This is a genomic window from Methyloversatilis sp. RAC08, from assembly GCF_001713355.1.
Taxonomy (GTDB): Bacteria; Pseudomonadota; Gammaproteobacteria; order Burkholderiales; family Rhodocyclaceae; genus Methyloversatilis.
This window is the reverse complement of the sequence record NZ_CP016448.1, coordinates 2,887,366-2,911,986: the sequence shown is the minus strand read 5'-3', so window position 1 is coordinate 2,911,986 and position 24,621 is coordinate 2,887,366. Positions and strand designations below refer to the sequence as shown.

The 24,621-nt window shown below is 63.1% G+C and carries 18 protein-coding genes and 1 pseudogene; all 19 read right to left on the bottom strand.

Annotation, left to right across the window (positions count from 1 at the left end):
* Positions 1–7: 7 nt before the first annotated feature.
* Entirely contained in the window at positions 8–979 is a 972-nt protein-coding gene (locus tag BSY238_RS13350; protein WP_069039572.1) for a chemotaxis protein, read from the bottom strand.
* 147 nt (positions 980–1,126) lie between these two features.
* Complete coding sequence (locus tag BSY238_RS13345) at positions 1,127–3,148, bottom strand: methyl-accepting chemotaxis protein (RefSeq protein ID WP_069039571.1); 2,022 nt, start codon at positions 3,146–3,148, stop codon at positions 1,127–1,129.
* A 168-nt stretch (positions 3,149–3,316) separates the two neighbouring features.
* Positions 3,317–5,026: a methyl-accepting chemotaxis protein gene (locus BSY238_RS13340; protein WP_069039570.1), complete on the bottom strand. Its 1,710-nt coding sequence runs from the start codon at positions 5,024–5,026 to the stop codon at positions 3,317–3,319.
* Between the two features lie 174 nt (positions 5,027–5,200).
* Positions 5,201–5,506 carry an STAS domain-containing protein gene (locus tag BSY238_RS13335; RefSeq protein ID WP_069039569.1) on the bottom strand — a complete coding sequence of 102 codons (306 nt, stop codon included), beginning with the start codon at positions 5,504–5,506 and terminating at the stop codon, positions 5,201–5,203.
* A 48-nt stretch (positions 5,507–5,554) separates the two neighbouring features.
* Positions 5,555–6,634, bottom strand: coding sequence for a protein-glutamate methylesterase/protein-glutamine glutaminase (locus tag BSY238_RS13330; protein WP_083224048.1), 1,080 nt, complete (start codon positions 6,632–6,634; stop codon positions 5,555–5,557).
* 13 nt (positions 6,635–6,647) lie between these two features.
* Positions 6,648–7,277, bottom strand: a complete 630-nt coding sequence (gene cheD, locus BSY238_RS13325) for a chemoreceptor glutamine deamidase CheD (protein WP_069040680.1) — start codon at positions 7,275–7,277, stop codon at positions 6,648–6,650.
* Positions 7,252–8,112 carry a CheR family methyltransferase gene (locus tag BSY238_RS13320; RefSeq protein WP_069039568.1) on the bottom strand — a complete coding sequence of 287 codons (861 nt, stop codon included), beginning with the start codon at positions 8,110–8,112 and terminating at the stop codon, positions 7,252–7,254. The genes cheD and BSY238_RS13320 overlap by 26 nt, the downstream gene beginning before the upstream one ends.
* Positions 8,113–8,208: 96 nt before the next feature.
* Positions 8,209–10,425, bottom strand: a complete 2,217-nt coding sequence (locus BSY238_RS18545) for a methyl-accepting chemotaxis protein (protein ID WP_069039567.1) — start codon at positions 10,423–10,425, stop codon at positions 8,209–8,211.
* 25 nt (positions 10,426–10,450) lie between these two features.
* Positions 10,451–11,455 (bottom strand): cytochrome-c peroxidase, encoded by a 1,005-nt coding sequence (locus BSY238_RS13310; RefSeq protein WP_069039566.1) that lies wholly within the window; start codon positions 11,453–11,455, stop codon positions 10,451–10,453.
* Between the two features lie 93 nt (positions 11,456–11,548).
* Positions 11,549–14,392 (bottom strand): methyl-accepting chemotaxis protein, encoded by a 2,844-nt coding sequence (locus BSY238_RS13305; protein ID WP_083224046.1) that lies wholly within the window; start codon positions 14,390–14,392, stop codon positions 11,549–11,551.
* Between the two features lie 55 nt (positions 14,393–14,447).
* Positions 14,448–16,850, bottom strand: a complete 2,403-nt coding sequence (locus BSY238_RS13300) for a methyl-accepting chemotaxis protein (RefSeq protein WP_069039565.1) — start codon at positions 16,848–16,850, stop codon at positions 14,448–14,450.
* Positions 16,851–16,858: 8 nt separating this feature from the next.
* Positions 16,859–17,368, bottom strand: a complete 510-nt coding sequence (locus tag BSY238_RS13295; protein ID WP_069039564.1) for a chemotaxis protein CheW — start codon at positions 17,366–17,368, stop codon at positions 16,859–16,861.
* A gap of 212 nt (positions 17,369–17,580) precedes the next feature.
* Positions 17,581–19,811, bottom strand: a pseudogene (locus tag BSY238_RS13290) (chemotaxis protein CheW).
* 43 nt (positions 19,812–19,854) lie between these two features.
* Complete coding sequence (locus BSY238_RS13285) at positions 19,855–20,220, bottom strand: response regulator (protein WP_069039563.1); 366 nt, start codon at positions 20,218–20,220, stop codon at positions 19,855–19,857.
* Between the two features lie 12 nt (positions 20,221–20,232).
* Entirely contained in the window at positions 20,233–21,423 is a 1,191-nt protein-coding gene (locus BSY238_RS13280; protein WP_223300135.1) for a methyl-accepting chemotaxis protein, read from the bottom strand.
* 84 nt (positions 21,424–21,507) lie between these two features.
* Positions 21,508–22,449 (bottom strand): flagellar motor protein MotB, encoded by a 942-nt coding sequence (gene motB / locus BSY238_RS13275; RefSeq protein ID WP_069039562.1) that lies wholly within the window; start codon positions 22,447–22,449, stop codon positions 21,508–21,510.
* 80 nt (positions 22,450–22,529) lie between these two features.
* The gene (gene motA, locus BSY238_RS13270) at positions 22,530–23,387 is read right to left on the bottom strand and encodes a flagellar motor stator protein MotA (RefSeq protein ID WP_069039561.1); all 858 of its coding nucleotides are present in this window, start codon (positions 23,385–23,387) and stop codon (positions 22,530–22,532) included.
* 226 nt (positions 23,388–23,613) lie between these two features.
* Positions 23,614–24,153, bottom strand: a complete 540-nt coding sequence (gene flhC / locus BSY238_RS13265) for a flagellar transcriptional regulator FlhC (protein WP_069039560.1) — start codon at positions 24,151–24,153, stop codon at positions 23,614–23,616.
* A gap of 18 nt (positions 24,154–24,171) precedes the next feature.
* Positions 24,172–24,489 (bottom strand): flagellar transcriptional regulator FlhD, encoded by a 318-nt coding sequence (gene flhD / locus BSY238_RS13260; RefSeq protein ID WP_069039559.1) that lies wholly within the window; start codon positions 24,487–24,489, stop codon positions 24,172–24,174.
* Positions 24,490–24,621: the final 132 nt, after the last annotated feature.

Here is a 24,621-nt window from a genome sequence, read left to right as displayed (position 1 = left end):
GTCTTTTTCAGGCAGCCACGCGATCCAAGCCCTTGCTGCGGCGGATCAGGCGGGTGATGGTTTCGGCGAGGCGCTGTGCCTCGAACTTGGACACATACTCATCGACGCCAACCGATCGGCCCAGCTGCTGGTTGGAGCCCGACGACAACGACGAGTGCATGACCACCGGAATGCCGGCGAAGCGCGGGTCGGCCTTGATGTTCTTGGTCAGGATGTAGCCGTCCATCTCCGGCATCTCGACGTCGGTGAGGATCATGCTGATCAGTTCATTCACCTTGCGGCCGCTGGAATCGGCGTAGCTGGCAACCTTCAGCAGTTCGGCCCACATCTGGCCGCCATTGATGGCGCTGACGTAGCGCACACCCATCAGGTCCAGCGTGCGCGTGATCTGGGTGCGGGCCACCGGGGAGTCATCGCAGAAGAAGACCGTTGCGTCTTCGATGTCGAGCGGCTTGATGTCCTTGAAGGCGAGATCGTTGTCGATGTCCGCCGTTTCCGACAGGATCTTCTCGACGTCGAGCATCATCACCAGCCGGTTGTCCGCCAGCTCGGTCACGGCAGTCACCAGTCCGCCGAGATTGGCTGTCAGCATGGCCGGCGGCACGCGCATCTGCGACCAGTCCAGCCGCAGGATGGTATCGACCGACTCCACCAGGAAGCCCTGGGTATGGCCGTTGTATTCGGTCACGATCATCACGTCGCGCGGCGTATCGCTCGGGAACTGGGCAAACTTGGCCAGATCGACCACCGGTACCAGCGCACCGCGCAGGCTGACCATGCCTTCGACCGCATTGGGCATTTCCGGCGCTGCCGTGATGTTGGGGGTGCGCATCACCTCGCGCACCTTGAACACATTGATGCCGAATGTCTCGCGTCGCCCGGTGCGCGTGTCCACGCCGAGCGAAAACATCAGTATTTCGAGCTTGTTGGTACCCGCAAGCTTGGTGCGGGCATCGATATTCTTGAGTAACTCTGACATGTCGGCCTCGTCTGTCTGTTCAGTGGCACGAAAACAACCGGGTGCAGATGGTTTTACGGCAATGCATGGCAAGTCTTGAATGGCTGCAGACCTTCAGAAGCGCTGCGAACGCGCTGCATGTCCGGCCTCGACGGGATTTCGGGCAGATCAGACGCGGAACCGCGCACCGGCGGCTTCCAGCTCGCGCGCCAGCGAACTCAGGTGCTGCGCCTGATCAGCCATGGAACCGATGGCACTGGTGTTTTCCTCGGTCATCTGCGCGATCTGTTCGATCTTGCGCGCGACCTCGTGGCTGGCGATGGTCTGTTCGCTGACCGATTCGGCAATGCCGCTGATGCCGCTAGATGTCGAGGCGGCCGCCTCGGCCGCACGGCCGAGCGCGTCGACCACGCGGGTCAGCTGCTGGCGCGAGGCGTTGATCGCGTCGGACCCGCGCCGCACCACGGCATCGACGCCGGCGGCGTGTGCATCCAGCGTGCGCGTGACGGCCTCGATCTCAAGTGCCGATGCCGCCGACTTCTCGGCCAGCTTGCGCACTTCATCAGCGACCACCGCGAAGCCGCGCCCCTGCTCGCCGGCGCGCGCCGCTTCGATGGCCGCATTGAGCGCCAGCAGATTGGTCTGTTCGGCGATGTCCTTGACCTGGCGGGTCATGCCGCCGATGGCACGCGTGCTGTCCACGAAGGCGCTTGCGGCATCGGAAATCTCGCCGACCACCTGACCGACGTCGTCCAGCTCACCGCTCACCGCGTCGATCGCGCGCCGCCCCTGGTCTGCTTCATCGCGGCTGGCGTCGGCGTGGTGACGCATGTCGGACGCACTGTCCGACACGCTGTTGATCGACACCGACAGTTCTTCGATGGTGGCCGCCATCGCCGATGCCGACTGGCTCTGGTGGGTTGATGCCTGGCTGATCTGCTGCGTCGCGCTGGCGAGCACATGAGTCACTTCCGACACCGCCGAAGCCGAAGCCTTCACGCGCCCGATCAGCGTCGACAAGCCATCGGCCATGCGGTTGAAGCTGGCCGCGATGTCGCCGAACTCGTCACGACTCGCGATGTCGATGCGCGCCGTCAGATCCCCATCGGCAAGCCGCTGGCCCCCTTCGATGGTGCGGCGGATGTCGTCCTGAAGTGAAAGGTAGAGGCCAAGGGCAAGGTACATCGACAGCAGCATGCCGGCGGTCAGCGCAGCAACGATCAGCACCTCCTGGCGCATCATTTCGGATCGATGCACGGCCAGGCTGGCGTCGAGGCTGGACAGCAGCGTGCGAGCGGTACCCAGGGCGGCATCAACCGGTGCGCTTGCGCGGGCGAACACTTCGGCCGGCGACAGATCGAAGGTCTGGCTGATCACCGAATTTTCGATCATCTGAGCGGTGGCGCCAAAGGCGTCGCGCAGTTCCGCCACGTCAGTGGTGATTGCGCCGGCGTGGGCCGGTGCATTCTTCAGCACGCGTTCGAGCATGCGTTCCGATGCATCGATCTGCGCCTTCGACAACTGCAGCAGGGCTCCGAGTTCGACCGCCTTTTCGGGCGACATCGAGCGGGAGGCGCTGATGGAAGCCGCCAGCCCACGCAGCCGGGCCAGATACTCGACCGTCTGCGGTACGATGCCGATCGTCGCGTCCATCAGCGTGTAGCTGTCCGGGAAAGGATCGAAGGTCAGGCCGGATGCGTCGGCCACCATGCGGAAGTCGTTCAGCAGATTGACGATCAAGTCCGAATGCCGGCGGAAGTTCTCGCCGCCGGTGGCACCGCTCATCAATTGACGCACAGCCACCCACTCGTCATTCAGGCGATCGATCTGCGCCGCCTGATCGAGCAGCGCAAGGTTGGCGTCATTCTGCGCCTTGAGCTGCGCGATGCCGGCAGCCACTTCGGCTGCCTTCGCTTCGACCTTGGGTGCCAGACTGGCGTCGCCGTTGAGCATCGACGACGACATGCCGCGATGCTGCTGCACCGTGGCGAGCACGCCCAGCAAGGTGCCGACGTAGTTGGCACCAATCTGCTCGTCGTGCATCGATCGTACGGCAGTCATGCGGTCCAGCGTCTGCAGCGTGGCGACGCCGAACAGCAGCGACAGCAGAATGCCCATGACCAGCATCATCTTCGGCGCGAAGCGCAGATGTGACATCAATGCCCGGGCGGGCAGCAGCAGGGCGTTCATTGCGGGGATCTCCTTGAAGGGCAATTCTGGGCGAACCGGTGGCCGGATTCGGCGGCGCGCTCACGCTGCGCCGGGTGGGCGGCGGACTTACTAGACTTAACGGCGGCGACGGCGACGCTTTGAGCGTGCCGTCGCCGCCGCTTGATCCAGATCACCCGAAATGCGCAATCAGGCGACGTAGCCGATGCGGAAGCCGCCCCATTGGCGTCCACAGACGTGGATCGGTGCCGAAATGTCGTGCACCACTTCCCCGGTGTCGCGGCGATAGGTCTGGATCAGGAAGGGCTGGGCGTGTGCACCACAGCGCTTGCCGACCGGATCTTCGAAGATGCGCTTGGTACGGTTGCGCACGATGTCGACCTTTTCGTCGCCGGTCAGCGGCTGTGAGAACTTCTTGTTGTGGGTCGGGAAATAGCCCTTGCGATCGACCGCGCCGGCGTAGATGAGACCGGGGTGACGTTCGAGCAGCGGTTCCTGGATGGCCGGCAGCAGCCGGTCTGTCAGGCTGTCGAAACGCGTGGAGTACTTGACTGGCCGGGTGCCGGCGATCGGCTGGTAGTTCTCGTCGAACAGGTCGTCGATCTTGATCTCGCCACGCTTGACCGCCGCTTCCAGACACGCCCCGACCTGCGCGGCTGCCCCAGCGACCAGCTCCGGCATCCGCGCATGCATCGCCACCGCCTGTTCGCCGGCGGCGCCGAGGCGGAACACCTGCGCCAGTTCGGCCAGGTTGCTCGACAGCACGTCCAGGCGCCCGGCGTCGGTCGCCGCCACGTGCGACACCTCGCGGTTCGATTCCGCCATGGCGAAGATGCGCTGTACGTGCTGGTCAACCTGTTCGCCCAGCGCATGGTTCTGGCGCATCGCCGCAACCGTGCCGCCGACCCGTTCCAGCGTCGCATCGGCGCATTCGCGGATGCGTTCGAGCGTGGCCACCGCCTCGCCGGTCAGGGCGGCGCCATTGCGCGCCTCGACTGCGCTGGCGCGCACCACCGCCGCGGCTTCGCTGGTTTCGCGTTGCACCGCCGAAATCATCGTGTGGATCTGCCCGGTCGACGAGGCGGTGCGTTCAGCCAGTTTGCGCACCTCGTCGGCCACCACGGCAAAGCCGCGACCCTGCTCGCCGGCCCGGGCCGCCTCGATGGCGGCATTGAGCGCGAGCAGATTGGTCTGGTCAGCAATTTCGCGGATCACCTGCACCACGCCGCCGATCTCTTCCGACCGGCTGCCCAGGTGTTCGATCTGCCGTGCACACTGTTCAACGCTGCCCGACACGCGTGACATTTCTGCGGCGACACGACTGACCACCTGGGCGCCCTGCTGCGAAAGTTCGCGCGAACGCGCGGCGTCCTCGACCGTCTGGGCCGCCACGTCGGTGGCCGCTTCCATGCTGCTTTTCATGTTGCCCACATCGGTGCTGGCGGCGCGCGATGCGGTGCACTGAGCGTCGGTCGAGCCGGCCACCCGCTCGGCCCCCTTGCCGAGCCGGTCACAGGCTTCCTGCAGGCGCGACGAGGTAAACAGCATCTTGGCCATCGCCGCACTGAATTCACCGACCAGACGGTTGTAGCTTTCGGCCAGCCGGGGCAGCGCACCCGGCCCCTGCACCGGCAACTGGAAGGTGAGATCACCCTCCAGGCGGGCCCGTTCCATGCTGGCGACCAGGGCTTCGAGCGGCCGCTCGAACCGTTGCGCGCAGATCAGCCGCACCACCGCCAGCGCGGCCAGTGACAGCCCGGCGGCGAGCAGAACGCCGCCCGTGTCGAGCGACCTCGCCCCCCAGGCAAGAGCGCCCACGTGGGTCAGGAATACAACAGGATAAAGACACAACCAAAGCAGGTTGCGCCCGAGCAACGAGCGCGGGGGGGTTGCTGACATTTACGGTCTCCTCACCGGTAGGGGCATTGTTCGCCCTATATGAAGGAGGCACCGACGTGTACCCGTCGATTGCCCACCTCTCCGTCAGGGCATGGTTTGCCCGTCCGTCGTGAGGAGTGTTACGACAAAGCGTGTACAAGCTTTAATGTGACTCTGCTGCGCACGCCGTCACGTTCACTCGATTCGGAACAGCTTGCCGAAGTTCGCGATATCGAGCACCTGACGCACCGGCGGGCTGCAACGCGACAGCCTGATTTCGCGCCGCGCGTTGCGCGCCTTGTCGCGCAGCATCAGCAGCATGCCGAGCGCAGAACTGTCCACGTAATTGACTGCAGCAAGATCGACGTCGAGCTCACTCACTTCGTCGCGCAACAGCAGTTGCTCGGTGGTGTCACGGAATTCCTTGTGCGCCGAAAAATCGAAGCGCCCGCCCAGGCTCATGCGCGCAACCTTGTCGGAGATACTGACCTTGATGTCCATGGTGTGTTTTCCTGTCTGTAATCGATGAATGAGGGCGGCAATCCGCCGTCAGCCGTGGGCGACCATGCGCCGACCGCCCTGCAGCGCAGCCATGATGCGTTCGGCAACCTGAGTGATCGGACTGACCTCGCAGCACGCGCCGATCTGGGCCGCCTCGCGCGGCATTCCGTACACGACACAGCTTTCCTGGTCCTGACCTATCGTCCACGCGCCCGACTTGCGCATCGCCAGCATGCCCTGCGCGCCGTCCTTGCCCATGCCGGTGAGCAGCGCGGCAACCGCACTGCCTCGCGCCTGCACCGCTGCGGAATCGAAGAGGACATCGACCGCCGGGCGGTGCCGGTTGAAGGGTGGCGTCTGCAGCAGTTCGCACACATAGCCACCGCCGGACTTGCGGATTTCCAGGTGCGAATGCCCCGGTGCGAGGTAGGCGTGACCGGGCAGTATGCGTTCGCCCTGCTCAGCCTCCTTCACGCGCAGGCGTGACAGCGAGTCGAGCCGCCGGGCAAAGCTCGCGGTGAACATTTCCGGCATGTGCTGCACCATCACGACGCCGGGCATGTTCTCCGGCAGGCGGGTCAGCACCTCCTTGATCGCTTCGGTGCCGCCGGTCGAGGCGCCGATGCACACGATGCGGTCACCCCAGTTGCTGCTCACCACCGGCGGTGGTGTCACGGCAGTGGTCGCAGGACGCAAAGGCGCGTCGCGCCGCACCCTCACATGAGCGCTGAATGCCGCACGGATCTTGTCCTGCACCTCCTGTGCATAGCCTGGCGGCAGACCCGCGAGGGTGGCACGCGGCTTGGCGATGTAGTCCACCGCGCCCAGTTCGAGCGCCTGCAGCGTCGCTTCGGACCCCTGCGCGGTCTGGCTGGAGATCATGATCACCGGCATCGGGCGCAGGCGCATCACCTTGTCGAGAAACTCAAGACCGTTCATCTGCGGCATCTCGACATCCAGCGTCAGCACGTCCGGCAGAAGTTCCTTCACCTTCTGGCGCGCCACCAGCGGATCGGGTGCCGTACCCACCACTTCCATGTCGGGCGCCTGATTGATGATTGCGGTCAGCATGGCCCGCATGACCGCGGAATCGTCCACCACCAGCACCCTGATCTTTGACGTATTCATCAGCGTAGCCCGGTCACGAGAACAGCTCGATATCGCCCGACGCATCCGTGCGTGCAAGCCGCTCCTGATACTCGCGCTCGCGCCGCGCCAGCGTATCGTTATTGACGCGTGCGAGCTTCTTCACCAGCACCCGACCGACACGCGGAAAGAAGTAGATCTTGCGCGCGTGCTGTTCCTGCAGGTCCTGCGCGATGACCGGAATGCCTTCCTGCTTAAGGTAATCGAGCACGAAGGACGAATTGCGCTCGCCGACATTGGCGCTAGACAGCGACGCCATCACGCGCCCGCCGCCGAACACCTTGGCTTCGAGCGCCGAGCGCCGGGCACCCGACTTGATCAGTTCATTGACCAGCAGTTCCATCGCATACCCGCCGTAGCGCGCCGAACGACTGGTCGCCTCGGTGCCGCCGTCGGGCAGCATGAAATGATTCATGCCACCGATGCCGCGTTCCGGGTCGCGGATGCAGGCGGCTACGCACGAACCCAGAACCGTCACCAGCAGCATGTCGCGTGTCGTCACGAAAAATTCGCCGGGCAGGATCTTCACCGCCTCGCGCGAAAATTTGCTGTCGAAATAGCGCTGCGTCGACTGGTGTTCGATCAGGGAAGGACCGCGACTATCGACCGCCGTCAGCACGACCATAAACCGTCCTTCCGAGATTGCGGAACAGATCGACTGCGTGCGAAAAGCTTTCCGAATGCCCGGCGTACATGAGCCCTTCCGGGCGCAGCAGCGGGACGAAACGCTTCAGGATGGCGTACTGCGTCGGCTTGTCGAAATAGATCATCACGTTGCGGCAGAAGATCGCCTCGAGCGGCCCGCGAATCGGCCAGTTCGGCTCGAGCAGGTTGACGCGGGTGAAACGGATGAGCTTCTGCAGTTCGGGGCGCACTCGCACCTCGCCGGCGCGAGCGCCGGTTCCACGCAGGAAATACTTGCGCACCAGTTCGGGCGACAGCTTTTCGATACGGTCTTCGGTATAGACACCGGCCTGGGCCTGCGCCAGCACCTGGGTATCGATGTCCGTCGCAATGATTTCCACCGGCGGGTTCATCGAACCGTACAGTTCGCAGCACGTGATGGCCAGCGAGTACGGCTCCTCTCCGGTGGAGGCTGCGCTGCACCAGATGCGGGCCGTCGGCTTGCCGAGCCGGGTCAGATGTTCCTTCAGCAGGTCGAAGTGATGCGCTTCGCGGAAGAATGACGTGAGGTTGGTCGTCAGTGAATTGACGAAGGTTTCCCACTCGGTGTGATCATTACGCTCCAGCCGCTTCAGATAGTCAGCGAAGGTCGCATCACCCGTGGCACGAAGCCTGCGTGCCAACCGGCTGTAGACCATGTCGAACTTGATCGGCGACAGCGAAATGCCGGCATGCTGGTGTATCAGTTTTGCGATGCGGTCGAAATCGTCGCGCGTGAAGGAAAACTCGCGCGTTCCGCCGGTCAGCGACCTTGAATCCGCCAGTTGCCGGGTCACTTCGACTGCACTTGCTGCATTCCTGCCTGCCTGAATCACGATGCCGACCTCTCGGTTGATGTCATGCGGACGCGCGGTCTAGCCACGCGCGCTTGCTCAGAACTCCGCCCACTCCGCCTCGTCGGCGCGCAGCGCGGCCGAGGCCTGTGCCCGCTTTGCCTTTCCCGGCAAGCCCGCGACCTTCGAGCGAGTACGCACCTGCATGCTGTTCGCGGCGTCGCGGTCAGGCATGGCGATTCGCCCATCGCCCTTGCCTGCGGCGGCATCGAGCTTGAACTGCCCGACAGCCCGCATCAGCGCTGCCGACTGTTCTTCCAGGCTGCTTGCCGCAACCGCTTCTTCCTTCACAAGGCGCGCGTTCTGCTGGGTCACGCCGTCCATCTGCGTGATGGCGAGATTGACCCGCTCGATGCCGCTGCTCTGCTCGACGGACGCCGCCGTGATCTCGGCCATGATGGTCGTGACACGCTTCACCGAACCGACGATTTCCTCCATCGTCTGGCCCGCCTCACCCACCAGGCGACTGCCTGATTGCACCTTGCCGACGGAGTCAGAAATGAGCGCCTTGATCTCCTTCGCCGCCGCAGCACTGCGCTGGGCAAGATTCCGGACTTCCGACGCCACCACGGCGAATCCCCGACCCTGTTCGCCGGCCCGCGCGGCCTCCACTGCCGCGTTGAGCGCCAGAATATTGGTCTGGAATGCAATGCCGTCGATCACCGAAATGATGTCGGCGATGCGTTCGCTGCTGTCCGAGATTTCACCCATGGTCTGCACTACCTGTTGCACCACCTCACCGCCGCGTACGGCCACATTCGATGCGCCGACCACAAGCTGATTGGCCTGCATGGCGCTCTCGGCGTTCTGCCTGACCGTCGATGTCAGTTCTTCCATCGAACTGGCGGTTGCCTCCAGATTGGCGGCCTGGGTGTCGGTCCTTTCGGAAAGCTCGGAATTGCCGCTTGCGATTTCCTTCGACGCGCTCGTGATGGCACTGGCGGAAACCCTGATCTGCCCCACCATTCGGGTCAGTGCGTCGACAGTCGTGTTCGCGTCATCCTTAAGCTGACCGAAGGTGCCCTCGTACTCGTTGCTGATGCGCTCCGAAAGGTCACCGCGCGACAAGGCACTCAGCACGCGCGCCACTTCCGACAGACCACCCTGTGCCGTCTGCATCAGCGTATTCAGGCCTTCGACCATTTCGCGGAAGCGATGCTCGTAATTTGCCGCATTGCCGCGCGCCGAAAAGTCGCCGCGTGCCGCGGCCTGCACCAGCACGTCGATTTCCTGATTGACGGCAAGCAGGTTGGTGCGCACGGCATCCATCGCCTCGGTGATGCGGGCGCGCTCGCCGGGCAGGCGATCCATGGCGATCGAAAAATCTCCAGATGCGTACACCTTCATCACCTGAACCATGCGCATCTGCACATCGATGTGCGCGCGCACAAGTTCGTTGGTCGAACGGGCCATGTCTCTGTACACGCCCTCGAACTTGCCGACATCCATGGCGTGTTCGAGCGCCCCCCCTTCGTGTGCGCGAGCCATCAGCGACTGTTCGGCGACAAAGGCCTGCAGTCGGGTCTGCATCGAATTCATTGCCGCAGCGACGCTGTGCTCTGCGCCCGCCATGACAGACAGGGAACTGCTCAGGTCACCCTTGGCAACGCGACGTGCCATGTCTGCAACTTCCCGCGGCTCACCTCCCAGTTCATTGCGCAGCTTGCGGATGGCGAAACGTCCCAGGGCGATGCCGGCGCCCAGGCCGACAAGCAACTCGATGGATATCCAGAGCAGCGCAGCGGTGACCGTATCGCGACTGTCGGTCGCGAGGCCTTCCGCCGCGGCGGTTTTGGATGTGGCATAGCTGTTGATGCCTGCTGCAAGTGCTTCGCGGGCGCGGTCGAGTTCCTCGTAACTGGCCAGGGCGGTCAGCCCCGATGAAGAGAGGTGGGGCTGCGCCAGCGCGCTCCAGCGTTCAAAGCCCTCACTCAGCTTGACCGCATCGCCGCTGGTGTCCTGTTGCGACATGTCTGCGAGCAGGCTTCGCATGGCACCGGTGCGCGCCTGAAATGCACTGCGCGCATCGTCCGATGCGGACACGTCGGTCAGCGACAGCGCCTGCCGCAGCTGATCTTCAGCGGTACGGAACTCATCCCACAGGACACGCGAGCGCGTCGCAAGGGAGGCGGTCACTGCGATCTGGGTGGCCGATTCGCCAAGCTGGCGCGCCTGCCATAACGACTGGCCTCCCTGGAGTACCAGCAGGGCAAGCAGCGCACCGATCAGGTAGGCGCCTTGTTTGAAGAAGCTCATTGTGTATCTCGTTTCTTCTTGAGGTTCAGCGGGCCGGAAGGTTGGGCATGGCAACGACATTGCCCGGGCTGCTCAGGGTGCGCATGAAGCTCAGCAGATCGGCGAACTCTTCTCCGTCCAGCTGCAGCGGTTGCATCAACGGCGAGCGCGTGGGTCTGGCCATGCCACCCGAGATGTAGTGCGCGAGCACACCTTCCAGAGTGTCCAGGCTGCCGTCGTGCATGTACGGCGCGCGCGCGACGATTTCCCGCAGCCCGGGTGTCCGGGTGGCGTGCATGTCGCCCGGGTTGCCAGTGACGCCGCCGCGTCCGGTGTCCGCAGAACGAAGACCGATATCGTGGAATTTCTCGTCCGAAAAATTCCATCCGGAATGACAGGTTGCGCAGCGCGCCTTGCCGTTGAACAAGGCAAAGCCGCGGATCGCCGACGCCGAAATGGCTTTCTCGTCGCCGCGCACCCAGCGATCAAACGGCGTATCGCCGGTCACGATGGTGCGTTCGTAGGTTGCGAGGGCCTTGAGCACACTGTCTTCGGTCAGGCCCGTGTCCGGAAATGCCTTCTGGAAGGCGAGCCTGTAGCCTTCGATTTCATTCAGCCGCTTGACGGCGACGGACATCGGAAGGTCCATTTCGGCCGGCGCCTCGATCGGCCCGCGCGCCTGGGCTTCGAGGCTCCCTGCGCGGCCATCCCAGAAGAAGGTGTTGCCCCATGCGTGATTGATCGTCGTCGGCGATTTGCGCGTCAGCGGCTTTCCGCCCGCACCGATCGCCTTGGCGAAAGGAACCTGCCAGCCGAACGATGGATTGTGGCAACTCACACAGCTCAGATTGTTGTCGCGTGACAGACGGGCTTCGAAGAAAAGCATCTTGCCCAGCGCCGCCTTCTCGATCGTGTACGGATTGTCGGCCGGGAACGGAATCACCTGCGGCCTGCGGTACAGATCCTTCTGGGCCTGCAGGTCAGCGGCCATTGCCGGGGCGAATACCGACACGCAAAGTGCCGCCGTGATCACAACCGCGAATTGCTTCATACAGAGTTCCATGGTTTTCTATTCAGTTCTGATTGCGGGAATGCGCACGAGCGCATCTTTTGAACTCTTGTGTGCCGGCGGTCACCCGGTTCTTCAGAACTCTTCCCATTCCTCGTCAACGGCTGCGGAAGTGGCCGGCTGAACCCGCCTCACCTTGCCCAGCGCGCCACCGCGCGAGCGCGGCAGCACCGGCTCGCTGTTCGCCGCCTCGCGCTGCGTCAGCGATACCCCGTCGAACGCCACCCCACCGCGACCGCTGCCCTCGTCCAGCCTGAACTGGCCCACCGCTCGCATCAGCGAGCGCGCCTGCTCTTCCAGACTTTCCGCCGCCGCCGCCGCCTCTTCCACCAGTGCCGCGTTCTGCTGCGTCACGCCATCCATCTGGCTCACCGCCTGCGTCACCTGCGATATCCCGCTCGCCTGCTCCTGGCTCGCCGATGCGATGTCCGTCACCAGCCCCGTCACCTGACGGAAGCTGTCGACCACCTGCTCCATCGTCGCCCCCGCCTCGGCAACCAGCTTCGCGCCCCCGTCGACCCGCTCCACCGAGTCGGCGATCAGCCCCTTGATCTCCTTGGCCGCCTGCGCGCTGCGCTGCGCAAGATTCCTCACCTCGCTCGCCACCACCGCAAAGCCCCGGCCCTGCTCGCCCGCTCGCGCCGCTTCCACCGCCGCATTGAGCGCCAGAATGTTCGTCTGGAACGCGATCGAATCGATCACGCCGATGATGTCCGCGATCTTGCGGCTCGAATCCTGGATGTCGCTCATCGTGCTCACCACACGCTTGACCGTCTCCGCGCCGCGCATCACCGCCTCGTTGCTCTGACGGCCCAGCTCGTTCGCCTTCAGCGCACTTTCCGCGTTCTGCTTCACCGTCGCGTTCAGCTCTTCCATCGAACTGGCCGTCTCCTCCAGCGAACTCGCCTGCTCTTCCGTGCGCGAACTCAGGTCGCTGTTACCCGCCGCGATCTCCCGCGCCGCCGTGTTGATCGACTCGCTCGATTCCTTGATCCGCCCTATCACCTCGCGCAGCTTGTCCACCGTCGTGTTCGTGTCTTCCTTCAGACGACCGAACGTGCCCTCGTAATCGCGCTCGATCTTGCGGCTCAGATCACCCTGTGCCATGGCGTCGAGTACCGATGCGAGATCGGTCAGGCTGTCGGACACCTTAACCACGAGCCCGTTGAGCCCGTCGGACAGCGCCTTGAAGAAGCCCTGCTTGCCGTCCGCCGACAGTCGCTTGCCGAAGTCACCCCGACCCGCTGACTGCACGAGATCGGTCACTTCCTTTTCGATCGCGTCCTCGTCGGTGCGATCGAGCCATTCGCCGACCGAACCGAGACGCTGCCCAGCTTCGTTGACGATCGGGCTGGTGGTCAGCCGGTACAGGCGCCCGCCAATGACGATTTCGCTCTGCACCGTGGCCGACAGACCCGCCAGACGACGGCGTGCAGCGTCCGGATCGTCGTAGAACACCGTAATGTCGCTGCCGATGAAACGCTCGGCCGAGAACGTCGGCACCTTCTTGCGGATTTCGGTTTCGGTGCGGCGCAATGTGTCGAGCAGGGTCTTGTTGGCGTAGATGACGCGACCGTTGTTGTCGGCGATCCGGACATTCGTCGTGACGCTGTCGAGTGCCTCGCGGACACGCAGGTTTTCGTTGGCGACACGTCTTGCCTCCGCCATGTCGGCGCCCAGCTTGATCTTCATCATCTTCGTCGCGTCGAGGATGGCTACCATTTCGTCGCGTCGAGTAGTGTCGATTGCAACATCGAGGTGTCCTTCCGCCATGCGGCGCACATTCGCCCGAACCTGTACGATCGGCGACAGAATGGAACGCAGCAGCAGCCAGGCACCGAATCCCGCCATGACAATACCCACGGCCAGCATCGTCGATATCACGACGAAAGCCGAGGATGCATCGGCACGCACACGCTCGATCTCTGCGCCGGCGACGCGGATCTGCAGTTCAACCAGTTCGCTGACCTTGCCCGAGATCGGATCGATGACCGGATACAAGTCGTTCACGCTGTAGCTGACGAGCGCTGCCATGTCCTTCGCACGGACGATGCCATCAAGCTTTTCGATCGAGGCGTCGGCCGTAGCCATCAACGGCTTCGCCTCATCGATGAGCTTCTGCTCTTCGGCGGTCATTTCGCTCGACAGATACGCGCTCCAGTTCGTCGCGATCTTGGCGCGAGCCTGTTCGATGTTTCGAGCCGCTTCGGTGAAATCAATGTTGCCATTGCGGAGCTTGTGCGCGGTATCCACGATGTTGACCGCATAAAAGTCCGCAACCGTCTTCAGTTGCTGAGTCGGCTGTACGCGGTCCTTGTAGGTCACCTCAAGCGTGGCTGCGCTGCGGCTCAATTCGAGCAGGCCGACTGCCGCCACTGCAATCATCGTCAGACCGAGAAAGGCAACGATGGCGAACAGCCGGGCGCGGATGCTCAATCCGGCGATGCGACCGGGTGCGAGCCAGCCGGTCTTCACCACGACACCATCGCGAATCGTCAGTCCGTGCGCACGGCCCTCGCGGAAGGCTCGATAGGCCGCTTCCGCCTGGGCAATCTGTTCGCGGCTGGCCCTGGTCCGGACCGACATGTAGCCGATGACGATTCCGTCCTGCAGAAGCGGCGCGGCGTTTGCCACGACCCAGTAATGATCGCCGTTCTTGCAGCGATTCTTCACCATACCGGTCCACGGGCGTTCAGCCTTCAGGCAGCGCCACATGTCTTCGAAGGCTTCCTTCGGCATGTCCGGGTGGCGCAGGATGTTGTGCGGCTGACCGATCAGTTCTGATTCCTCGAAGCCGCTGATTTCAAGGAAGTCTTGATTCACATAGACGATCTGACCCTTGAGGTCGGTACGCGACACGATGTTGTGGCGTTCCGTCACCTCGATCTCACGCTGGGTAACCGGCGAGTTCATCCTCATTAGTCTCTCCAGAAGCTGTGCTGCTGAAAATGTTTTCTGCTTGCGGCCGGGTGGGTCAGAACTCTTCCCACTCTTCCTCGTCGACCGCTGCTGCGGCGGCCGGCTGAACCCGCCTCACCTTGCCCAGTGCGCCACCGCGCGAACGCGGCAGCACCGGCTCGCTGTTCGCCGCCTCGCGCTGCGTCAGCGATGCCCCGTCGAACGCCACCCCACCGCGACCGCTGCCCTCGTCCAGCCTGAACTGGCCCACCGCTCGCATCAGCGAGCGCGCCTGCTCTTCCAGACTTTCCGCCGCCGCCGCCGCCTCTTCCACCAGCGCCGCGTTCTGCTGCGTCACGCCATCCATCTGGCTCACCGCCTGCGTCACCTGCGATATCCCGCTCGCCTGCTCCTGGCTCGCCGATGCGATGTCCGTCACCAGCCCCGTCACCTGCCGGAAGCTGTCGACCACCTGCTCCATCGTCGCCCCCGCCTCGGCAACCAGCTTCGCGCCCCCGTCGACCCGCTCCACCGAGTCGGCGATCAGCCCCTTGATCTCCTTGGCCGCCTGCGCGCTGCGCTGCGCAAGATTCCTCACCTCGCTCGCCACCACCGCAAAGCCCCGGCCCTGCTCGCCCGCTCGCGCCGCTTCCACCGCCGCATTGAGCGCCAGAATGTTCGTCTGGAACGCGATCGAATCGATCACGCCGATGATGTCCGCGATCTTGCGGCTCGAATCCTGGATGTCGCTCATCGTGCTCACCACACGCTTGACCGTCTCCGCTCCGCGCATCACCGCCTCGTTGCTCTGACGACCCAGCTCGTTCGCCTTCAAAGCACTTTCCGCGTTCTGCTTCACCGTCGCGTTCAGCTCTTCCATCGAACTGGCCGTCTCCTCCAGCGAACTCGCCTGCTCTTCCGTGCGCGAACTCAGATCCGAATTACCCGCCGCGATCTCCCGCGCCGCCGTGTTGATCGACTCGCTCGATTCCTTGATCCGCCCTATCACCTCGCGCAGCTTGTCCACCGTCGTGTTCGTGTCTTCCTTCAGACGACCGAACGTGCCCGCGTAATCGCGCTCGATCTTTTCGGTCAGCACACCGCGCGAAATGGCATTCAGTACGCGAGCCGTGTCTTCGAGGCCGCCGGCCACGACCGCGACCAGCTCATTCATGCTGACGGCCAGCGACTTGAAGAAGCCCTGCTTGCCGTGGACATCGATGCGGTGGGTGAAGTCGCCGCTGACGGCGGCCGAGATCATGCTTTCCACCTCACGCTCAACGACAAGTTCCTGCGTGCGCTCGGTCCATTCAGCGACCAGCCCGATGCGCTGTCCGGCGTCATCAAGGATGGGCGTGGTGACGACGTCGAAGGTGCGTGACCCGATGACCAGTTCGCTGTGCTGCACAGTGCCGACCTGTTCGGACCTGCGGACGAATGCGGGGTTGTTGCACAGCGAGGCGACGTTGCTGCCGATGATGCGGTCCACCGAGAACGACGGAACGCTCGCCCTGACATCACCCTCGATCTCGCGCAGCGTCTTCATCATGGTGCGGTTGGCGTAGATCACGTTGCCATCCGAATCGGCGATGCGCACGTTGCGGCTCACGAAATCGAGTGCGGTGCGGACGCGCAGGTTCTCGGCGGACACCGCATGATCAAGCTCAGTGCGCTGCTTCAGGTCGGCGCGCATCTTGTCGAGCGCCTGCAGCAGGTGGCCGATCTCGTCCAGCGCACCGGCGTCGATCGACCGGTCCAGCATGCCTGTCGAGATCGCATCGGCATGGCGTCCGGCGTCACGCAGCCGCGACGCGATGCTGCGCCCGAGCCGTATGCTCGGCACGCCGATCGCAAGCGCAACGACCATCACGCCGAGGACCACCCACAAGGCCTGGTCGAGAATCAGCGCATCGACCTCATCCACATAGATACCGGAGCCAACGATCCAGCCCCAGGGCGCGAAAGCACGTACATACGAAACCTTGGCCACGGGTTCCGTCGAGCCGGGTCGGGGCCACATGTAGTCGACGAAGCCGGCTCCTTCGGCCTTGGCGACAGCCACCATTTCGAGAAACAGGGCCTTGCCGCTCGGATCCTTGGAGCCGCCCAGATCCTTGCCTTCCAGTTCCGGCTTGGTCGGGTGCATCACCATGCGCGGACCGAAGTCATTGATCCAGAAATAGTCCTCGCCGTTGTAGCGCAGGGTGCGCAGCGTCGCGATGGCCTGCCGGCGCGCCTCGTCCTGCGTAAGCTCGCCGGACGCGGCGCGCTTTTCGAAGGATTCGATCACACCCCAGGCGGACTCGACCGCAAAGCGCGCTGCGCTCTTGCGGTCATCCAGCATGTTGTCGCGCATCGCGAACAGCAGTATTGCGGCAAGCGCAACGAAAGCCGCAAGCGTCACGGTAACCATCATCATGAGCCGGCGCTGCACGGTCAGGTTGCTGGAGCCAGACGAAATAATCGATGTCTTTGACATTTTGATTTTCAGTGCAGAGGGTTTTCGACAAGCGCCATGTCGGCCGAAAGCATCAGCTTTTCGATATCGACAACGATGAGCATGCGGTCATCGATCGAGCCGAGGGACTGGATGTAGCGGGTATCCAGGCTGGAAGCGAATTCCGGCGGCTCGCACAGTTGCGCAGGATCGAGCGACAGCACGTCGGACACGGCATCGACCACGATGCCGACGACTCGACCGCCGACATTCAGGATGATCGTGACGGTAAAGGGTGTGTAGTCGACGACACCGACACCGAACTTGATCCGCAGATCGACGATCGGAACGATGATGCCGCGCAGATTGATGACGCCCTTGATGAAAGGCGGGGAGTGGGCAATGCCTGTGACCGCATCGTAGCCACGGATCTCCTGCACCTTGAGAATGTCGATGGCGTATTCTTCACCACCGAGCGTGAAGGTCAGGAATTCCTGGGAGTAACCGCCATCGACGGTACCGCTTTGTTTCGGGTGCGCTGATCGCGCCAGTTGGGTCATTGCGTGCTCCGCAGCGTCTATCACTTTTGCTATATCGGCTGGAACCCTGCCTGCCTTGAGGACGCGCAGCGCCTGAAAGCAAGCTTGTTTGCAAACTGATGTGCGGTATCAGGCGTCGATGCGACCGGACGGCTCCGCACCGGAGGCAGCCGGAAAGCACTGGACGACGTCGTGAACGGCGACGCTGGAAGCGAAGGCTCTGCGACGACCGCCTAAGCGGCCACCGCCATGCCGACGCGGGCCGTTTCGACCAGCGCCTGCACGTCAAGGATCAGTCCGACGTGCCCGTCGCCCATGATGGTTGCACCGGAGATGCCCACCACCTTGCGGTAATTGGCTTCCAGGCTCTTGATGACGACCTGGTGCTGGCCGACCAGGGCATCGACGAACAATGCAATCTTGTCGCCGTCGGATTCGAGCACGACAAGAATGCCGCGCTCCAGATCGGTCGTTCCGCCGGCCAGGCCGAAGGCATCGCGCAGCGTCAGGATGTTCAGAAACTCGTTGCGCACCTGTACCAGGCGAGGCATGCCACCGATGCTCTTGATCATGTCGGCAGCCGGCTGAAGCGACTCGACAACGTAGTTCAGCGGGATGATGTAGGTTTCGTCGCCGACGGCCACCGACATGCCGTCGAGGATGGCGAGCGTCAGCGGCAGACGTACCGTCATGCGCGTGCCGACGCCGGTCATCGATCGATGTCGACGCGGCCACCCATCGCCGAAATGTTTCGCTTGACGACATCCATGCCGACGCCGCGCCCCGACACCTCGGTCACCTGATCGGCGGTCGAGAAACCCGGTTCGAAGATCAGCGCCCACACGTCCTGGTCAGTCATCGAATCGCTCACCGCCAGCCCGCGCTCACGCGCCTTGGACAGGATGCGGTCACGACTGAGGCCGGCACCGTCATCACCGACTTCGATGACGATGTTGCCGCCCTGATGTGAGGCCTTCAGCGTGATCGTGCCTTCTTCCGGCTTGCCGCGCGCCGCCCTTACCTCGGGCGTCTCGACACCATGGTCAAGACTGTTGCGCACGAGATGGGTCAGCGGATCGGCGATGCGTTCGATCAGCCCCTTGTCGAGTTCGGTCGATTCACCCGCCAGTACGAGCCTGACCTTCTTGCCCAGCTTCTGCGACAGGTCGCGCACGACGCGCGGAAAGCGCGAGAACACGGTGGACATCGGCAGCATGCGGATCGACATCACCGATTCCTGCAGGTCGCGCGTATTGCGTTCGAGCTGCTGCACGCCGCTCATCAGGCGTTCGAACTCGACCGGGTCGAGTTTCGACGCGGCCGACATCAGCATGGCCTGCGTGATCACGAGTTCGCCGACCAGATTGATGATCTGGTCGACCTTGTCCACGCCGACGCGTATCGACGTCTCGGCTGCTGCGGCGGGCTTCGCATTACGCGGCGCTGCAGCCTTGGGGGAGTCGCTCGATGCCTCTACCGGTGCATTGACTGCAGACTCCACCGGCGTTGCGGCGACCGGTGACACGATCGACAATCCCGCAGCCTCGCCCGGCGTGTCGATGACAGCCTGCGCGGCAGGCGGCGGATCGAAGAAACCGTAGGAGGGATCGCCCGCCTGGTCGTTGTCGGCTGTCAGCGCAACGGGAACGGCGTCGAACAATCCGAAACTGTCATCGACCGCGTTTGCCGCGACCGGCGACGCCTCGTCGAACAGACCCCACGCGGCATCCCCCTCGACCGATGATTCGGGCATTGCATCGAACAAGCCGTAAGCATCGTCGGCATCGGCATCGGCGTCCGGTACGGTCATCGCGAAGCTGTCGGAGACCGCGACGAAATCGACCAGCTCGCGCAGTGCCTCAGCGTCGACTCGCCCCTCGAACACGCCGTGCCAGCGCCCGTCCGCTCCCAGGGAAAGGTCAAGCAGGCGGCGACCGAGTGCCCCGGCCTCGCGAGCAAGGTTCTCGATCACGCCGGCTACGTCGGCCTGGTCGGAAGAGAGCAGAAAGCTGAAGCGGAAGGTTGATTCGTCTGGCGGCGGCGTTGCTGCATCGGGCGCGCCTGCCGGCTCAACTGCCTCGGAGTACAGGGCCTTGAGCGCGGCGCATACCTGCGCCACACGCTGCAGATCGGCGTCGCCGATGCCACGGTGTGCCGCCACCAGATCGCGCAGCAGATCGCCGGCTTCGAGTGACGCATTGACCATGGCAGGCGTCATGACGACTTCGTGCTTGCGCACGCGATCGAGCAGGGTTTCGAGCTCGTGCGTGACCTGCGCGAGGTCGTTGAAGCCGAAGGTGCCGGCGCTGCCCTTGATCGAGTGGGCGGCGCGGAAGATCGCATTCATCTCTTCGTCATCGATGCTGTCGAGATCGATGTCGAGCAGCATCTGTTCCATGTTCGACAGGTGTTCCGCGGCCTCTTCGAAGAACACCTGGTAGAACTGGCTCAGGTCCATGGTCATGAACGGTCTCCCGATTGCGGATATGGACGCACGTCGCGTGCGCTCAGCCGATCACTTTTTTCACCACCTCGACCAGCTTCTGCGGGTCGAAGGGCTTGACCAGCCAGCCGGTCGCGCCGGCGGCACGGCCCTGTGCCTTCATCGCATCGGACGATTCGGTGGTCAGCATCAGGATCGGCGTCGCCTTGTACTGCGCCAGGCTGCGCAGATTGCGGATCAGCGTCAGTCCGTCCATGCGCGGCATGTTCTGGTCGGTCAGCACGAGGTTGACCGATTTCGACTTCGCCTTGTCCAGGCCGTCCTGTCCGTCCACCGCTTCGATCACGTCGTAGCCGGAGCTTTTCAGGGTGAACGCCACCATCTGGCGGATCGACGCCGAATCGTCAATTGCAAGCACAGTCTTTGCCATTACGTATCTCCTTCAGAACAGTTCAATTTCGCCTTCCCGGAAGGCTTGCTGCGCCACCGGGTTCTTGCTGTCGGCAGCTCGAAGCTGTTCCAGCACCTCATCAACCCGTCGGGCATGACCTTCTGTCGCACGGCCCTGCGCCGCAGCTTCACTCAGCTCGCGCGCCGCCTTCATGACCTCGTCGACATTGCCGATACGCAACTGAACGTGTCCGATCAGCTGCGACGTCATGTCCTGGAACTGCAGGGATGTCACCGCAGTCGCCACCGCGCTATCGACACGTTCAACCGATTCACCCAGCGTCTCGATCGAGCGCTGACGTCGCTGGTGCAGCGTTTCCAGCCCGCGCACCACGCTTTCGACACGCTGCTTCGATTCGAGCGCAAATGTCATGTCCTGACCGGCCAGAGCGGCCAGCGCGTGCTCTGTCAACTTCACGTTGGCCTGTACACGATCGACCAGCGTGACGATTTGCTGGCTGAATTCACTGGTCCGCGACGACAGCGTGCGCACCTCGTCAGCGACGACGGCGAACCCGCGCCCGGCCTCGCCGGCCCGCGCCGCTTCGATGGCGGCATTCAGCGCCAGCAGATTGGTCTGCTTGGAAATGCCACCGATTTCGCCGAGCAGCGAACGCACACTTTCGGTTTCGCGCGCGATGCCTTCGGTCAGTTCGACCAGTTCCATGCCCAGCTTGCTGTTCTGCACGACACTGTCGACGACGCGCTGCATCGTGCCCGACGTTTCCTCGACAAAGATTTCGAAATCGAACTGCCCGTCGCCGCCGCCACTGGTCAGTGCGAGCGCGGTTGTACGCTGATCAGTAGTTTCGGCCTGCATGCTTTGAAAGCTGTTGGTCAGGCCATTGATCGCTTCGTGCGGGAGGGTCTGTACCCGGGACAGCTCCTCGGTCATCTGCCCGCACTGCGAGCTGACCTGAAGCGCACTGCCGGACAGCACGGCGTGGCCCGAATCCGCGTCATGCGTGCGCGCGGCCTGAAGCGTGTCGGCGGACAAAGGTGTCACCCGGCCGCGCAGCAGGACGATGGACGTCATGGTCCAGATGAGCGCCGCGAACAGCCCCAGCGAAAGCAGCGGCGCGATCGCATCGGGCCGGAGTACGACAGCCAGCACCGCACCGAGCACCGTGAGGCTCCATGCGGCGACAAGTGGTATCGAAATGCGATTCATGGCTTCGAGCATTCGGATTCAGGGTAGGAAGTTGAACGGTGTAACGGCGAACGCGATGGAAACTTTACCCATTACTTCTTCACAAATTGATGCGGATCAGGGCTCCGTCGGTTCCGCTTCGCCGCCGACGAGATTTTCGACGTCGACCGACCTGCCATCGGCGAGGAACAGCTCTTCGGTCTGCTTGTTGAGCACGATGATGCTGATGCGACGGTTGATCGGGTTGTACGGATCCTCCTTGTCGAACGACACGATGGACCCCATGCCTACCACGCGCAGCACCTTGTCCGGATCCATGCCGCCGGCGATCAGCTCCCGCCGCGAGGCATTGGCGCGATTGGCCGACAGTTCCCAGTTCGAGAAGCCGCCGATGCCGCCGGCGAATGGCGTGGCGTCGGTGTGACCGGACAGGAAGATGCGATTTTCGACCTGGTTCAGGATCAGACCGATCTCGCGCAGGATGACAGAGGTATAGGGCTGCAGCCGTTCGCTGGCCGATGCGAACATCGGCCGGTTCTGCTCATCGACGATCTGGATGCGCAGACCTTCCGAGGTCACGTCGAGCACCAGTTGATTGCGGAATGGCCGCAGGTCGGGATTGGCTTCGACGCGCGCTTCGATCTGGTTCTTCAGTTCGATCAGCTTGGCGCGTTCGATGCCTTCCGCCCTGGCCTTGGCGTCGTTCTCGGAATCCTTGCTGGCGGTGAGATTGAACGATCGCTTCTTTGCCTCGACCGTGCCGTACTTGACCTGGCCGGTCTGCCGCGTGAGATCGCGACCACCACCCTGGATGATGCTGGAACTGTCACCCGAGCCCGAGCCGCCCTGCTGGGCGACCTTGAGCGGATTTTCGAAGTATTCGGCGATGCCTTCGAGATCGCCTTGCGCGGTCGAGCCAAGCAGCCACATGAGCAGGAAGAAGGCCATCATCGCAGTCACGAAGTCAGCGTAGGCGATCTTCCACGCGCCGCCATGCGCGCCGCCGCCGCCTTTCTTGATCTTCTTGACGATGATGGGCTGCTGGGTATCGTCGGACATGGTTCAGTGATCCGGAACGGGTTTCAGGTCGGCGTTGCGCGGTCGTGACAGGGGAGTCGAGATCAGAACGGTGGTCGGGCCTACTTGCCCTTGCGGTTCTTCACTTCGTCTTCCAGCTCCTTGAAGCTCGGGCGGTCCGGCGAGTACAGCACCTTGCGGCCGAACTCGATCGCCACCTGCGGCGCATAGCCGTTCATGCTGGCCAGCAGCACCACCTTCATGCACTGATAGATCTTGCCGCCCTCTTCCATCTTCTGTTCGAGCTGCGCGGCGATCGGCGCAACGAAGCCGTAGGAAAGCAGAATGCCGAGGAAGGTACCGACCAGTGCGCCGCCGATCATCTTGCCGAGCACCGCCGGCGGCTGACCGACCGAGCCCATCACGTTCACCACGCCCATCACCGCGACGACGATACCGAACGCGGGCACGCTGTCAGCGACTTTGGAGACGCAGTGCACGGCCACGTGCTGCTCCGAGTGGTGGGTGTCGATCTCGGCATCCATCAGGCTTTCGATCTCGAATGCGTTCAGGTTGCCACCCACCATCATGCGCAGGTAGTCGGTCAGGAAATCGACCGCATGGTGATCGGCGAGGAATTTGGGGTACTTCGAAAAGATCGGGCTGGCTTCGGGGTTCTCGACATCGGCCTCGATGGACATCAGGCCTTCCTTGCGCACCTTGGCAAGAATTTCGTACAGCATCGCCAGCACGTCCACATAGAACGCCTTGTTGTACGACGATCCCTTGAACACCGACGGCAGGGCCCCCAGCGTGGCCTTGATTGCAGGCATGCCGTTGCCGGCCACGAAGCCGCCGATCATCAGACCGAAAATGGCCACGTATTCCGCCGGCACCCACAGAGCGGCCAGACTGCCATGAAGGGCGTACGTGCCGATCGAGGCGGCAAGGACGATTACGTAGCCAATGATCAGAAACATGGACTTTCCCTGTGTATGACGGATGTTCGGGGCATCAAGTACCCGGTGCCTGTTGGTGTAACGGCACCGCATTGCGAAACTTGATCGTGATTCCCCGACGACCGGCAACCACCGGAAACCGGCGCCCGTGGCGGCAGTACAAAAAAAAGCCGCCACGGGTTGCCCCGCGGCGGCGAGCCCCTTGCTTTCGCAAGGAGGAGGTCAGACAGGAGAGTAGAACGGGTTGTCAGGCGGCGATCAGGGCCTCGCGCGCGCGCCGTGTCTTGCCGGCGCGTGCCGGGATGTGGCACAGGCCGCAGACATAGCTGGATTTCGGATCGTAGGCATGGGCCACGAATTGGCCGCCGCAGCAGGTGCAGGGCGTACGCTGCAGCAGCTTGGCATCGAAGAATCGCACCAGGGTCCAGGCGCGGGTCAGGCTCAACACCTCTTCCATGTCGTGCGTCTGCACGTGTTCCTGGTACAGGCGGAAGGCCTTGACGATGCAGTCGAGCTGGGAGCGCTCGGTGTTCTGCTTGAAGAAGGAGAAGAAGGACATGAACAGCGAAGCGTGAATGTTCGGCTGCCAGGTCATGAACCAGTCGGTCGAAAAGGGCAGCATGCCCTTGGGCGGCGACACGCCCTTCACTTCCTTGTACAGCTTGAGCAGACGCTCGCGCGACAGGTGGGTTTCGGCCTCCAGCAGCTGCAGGCGTGCGCCCAGTCTGATCAGGTCTGCCGCCAGTGCAATTTCACGGCCTTCCGAAACGATGCTTTTGTTTTTCATGACCTTGAACCCCTTGAATCAGGAAACGGCTTCGACCGGCTGGGCGCAGGCCAGAATCGTGGCATGCAGATGGGACGTCGTTGCGTCGCGGCCGTGGCTCGACAGCAGACCGAGCAGCACGCGGTCGTCGAAGCGCAGGCGGCACAGCATCATGTTCGCGCTGGCCATCTTCAGGACCTGGGCCGGCGACAGCGACTCGATCATGTCAGCCACTTCTTCGCTGACACCGAGGCGGAACATCGCCGCATCGCGGTCTTCACGGATCATCTGCTGGGCAAGCATGAGATAGGAAAGATTCAGTTCTCTGATCTCGTTGAGCAAACCGGTCGTCTTCATCATGCAGTCCCTTCAGTCGGCAGGCACCGTGTGTTTCAGTGCATGGGATGCATTCTGCCCAGCAGGGGGCCATTGCCCAATCAGGACAAGACGTAAGTTTATGTACGTGAAGACGAGCGGATTCCTGTAGGA

Bases quoted from the DNA above. Each gene is read 5' to 3' on its own strand.
- BSY238_RS13350 (WP_069039572.1), bottom strand. From the start codon at position 979: ATGTCAGAGTTACTCAAGAATATCGATGCCCGCACCAAGCTTGCGGGT.
- BSY238_RS13345 (WP_069039571.1), bottom strand. From the start codon at position 3,148: ATGAACGCCCTGCTGCTGCCCGCCCGGGCATTGATGTCACATCTGCGC.
- BSY238_RS13340 (WP_069039570.1), bottom strand. From the start codon at position 5,026: ATGTCAGCAACCCCCCCGCGCTCGTTGCTCGGGCGCAACCTGCTTTGG.
- BSY238_RS13335 (WP_069039569.1), bottom strand. From the start codon at position 5,506: ATGGACATCAAGGTCAGTATCTCCGACAAGGTTGCGCGCATGAGCCTG.
- BSY238_RS13330 (WP_083224048.1), bottom strand. From the start codon at position 6,634: ATGAATACGTCAAAGATCAGGGTGCTGGTGGTGGACGATTCCGCGGTC.
- cheD (WP_069040680.1), bottom strand. From the start codon at position 7,277: ATGGTCGTGCTGACGGCGGTCGATAGTCGCGGTCCTTCCCTGATCGAA.
- BSY238_RS18545 (WP_069039567.1), bottom strand. From the start codon at position 10,425: ATGAGCTTCTTCAAACAAGGCGCCTACCTGATCGGTGCGCTGCTTGCC.
- BSY238_RS13310 (WP_069039566.1), bottom strand. From the start codon at position 11,455: ATGAAGCAATTCGCGGTTGTGATCACGGCGGCACTTTGCGTGTCGGTA.
- BSY238_RS13305 (WP_083224046.1), bottom strand. From the start codon at position 14,392: ATGAGGATGAACTCGCCGGTTACCCAGCGTGAGATCGAGGTGACGGAA.
- BSY238_RS13300 (WP_069039565.1), bottom strand. From the start codon at position 16,850: ATGTCAAAGACATCGATTATTTCGTCTGGCTCCAGCAACCTGACCGTG.
- BSY238_RS13295 (WP_069039564.1), bottom strand. From the start codon at position 17,368: ATGACCCAACTGGCGCGATCAGCGCACCCGAAACAAAGCGGTACCGTC.
- BSY238_RS13285 (WP_069039563.1), bottom strand. From the start codon at position 20,220: ATGGCAAAGACTGTGCTTGCAATTGACGATTCGGCGTCGATCCGCCAG.
- BSY238_RS13280 (WP_223300135.1), bottom strand. From the start codon at position 21,423: ATGCTCGAAGCCATGAATCGCATTTCGATACCACTTGTCGCCGCATGG.
- motB (WP_069039562.1), bottom strand. From the start codon at position 22,449: ATGTCCGACGATACCCAGCAGCCCATCATCGTCAAGAAGATCAAGAAA.
- motA (WP_069039561.1), bottom strand. From the start codon at position 23,387: ATGTTTCTGATCATTGGCTACGTAATCGTCCTTGCCGCCTCGATCGGC.
- flhC (WP_069039560.1), bottom strand. From the start codon at position 24,153: ATGAAAAACAAAAGCATCGTTTCGGAAGGCCGTGAAATTGCACTGGCG.
- flhD (WP_069039559.1), bottom strand. From the start codon at position 24,489: ATGAAGACGACCGGTTTGCTCAACGAGATCAGAGAACTGAATCTTTCC.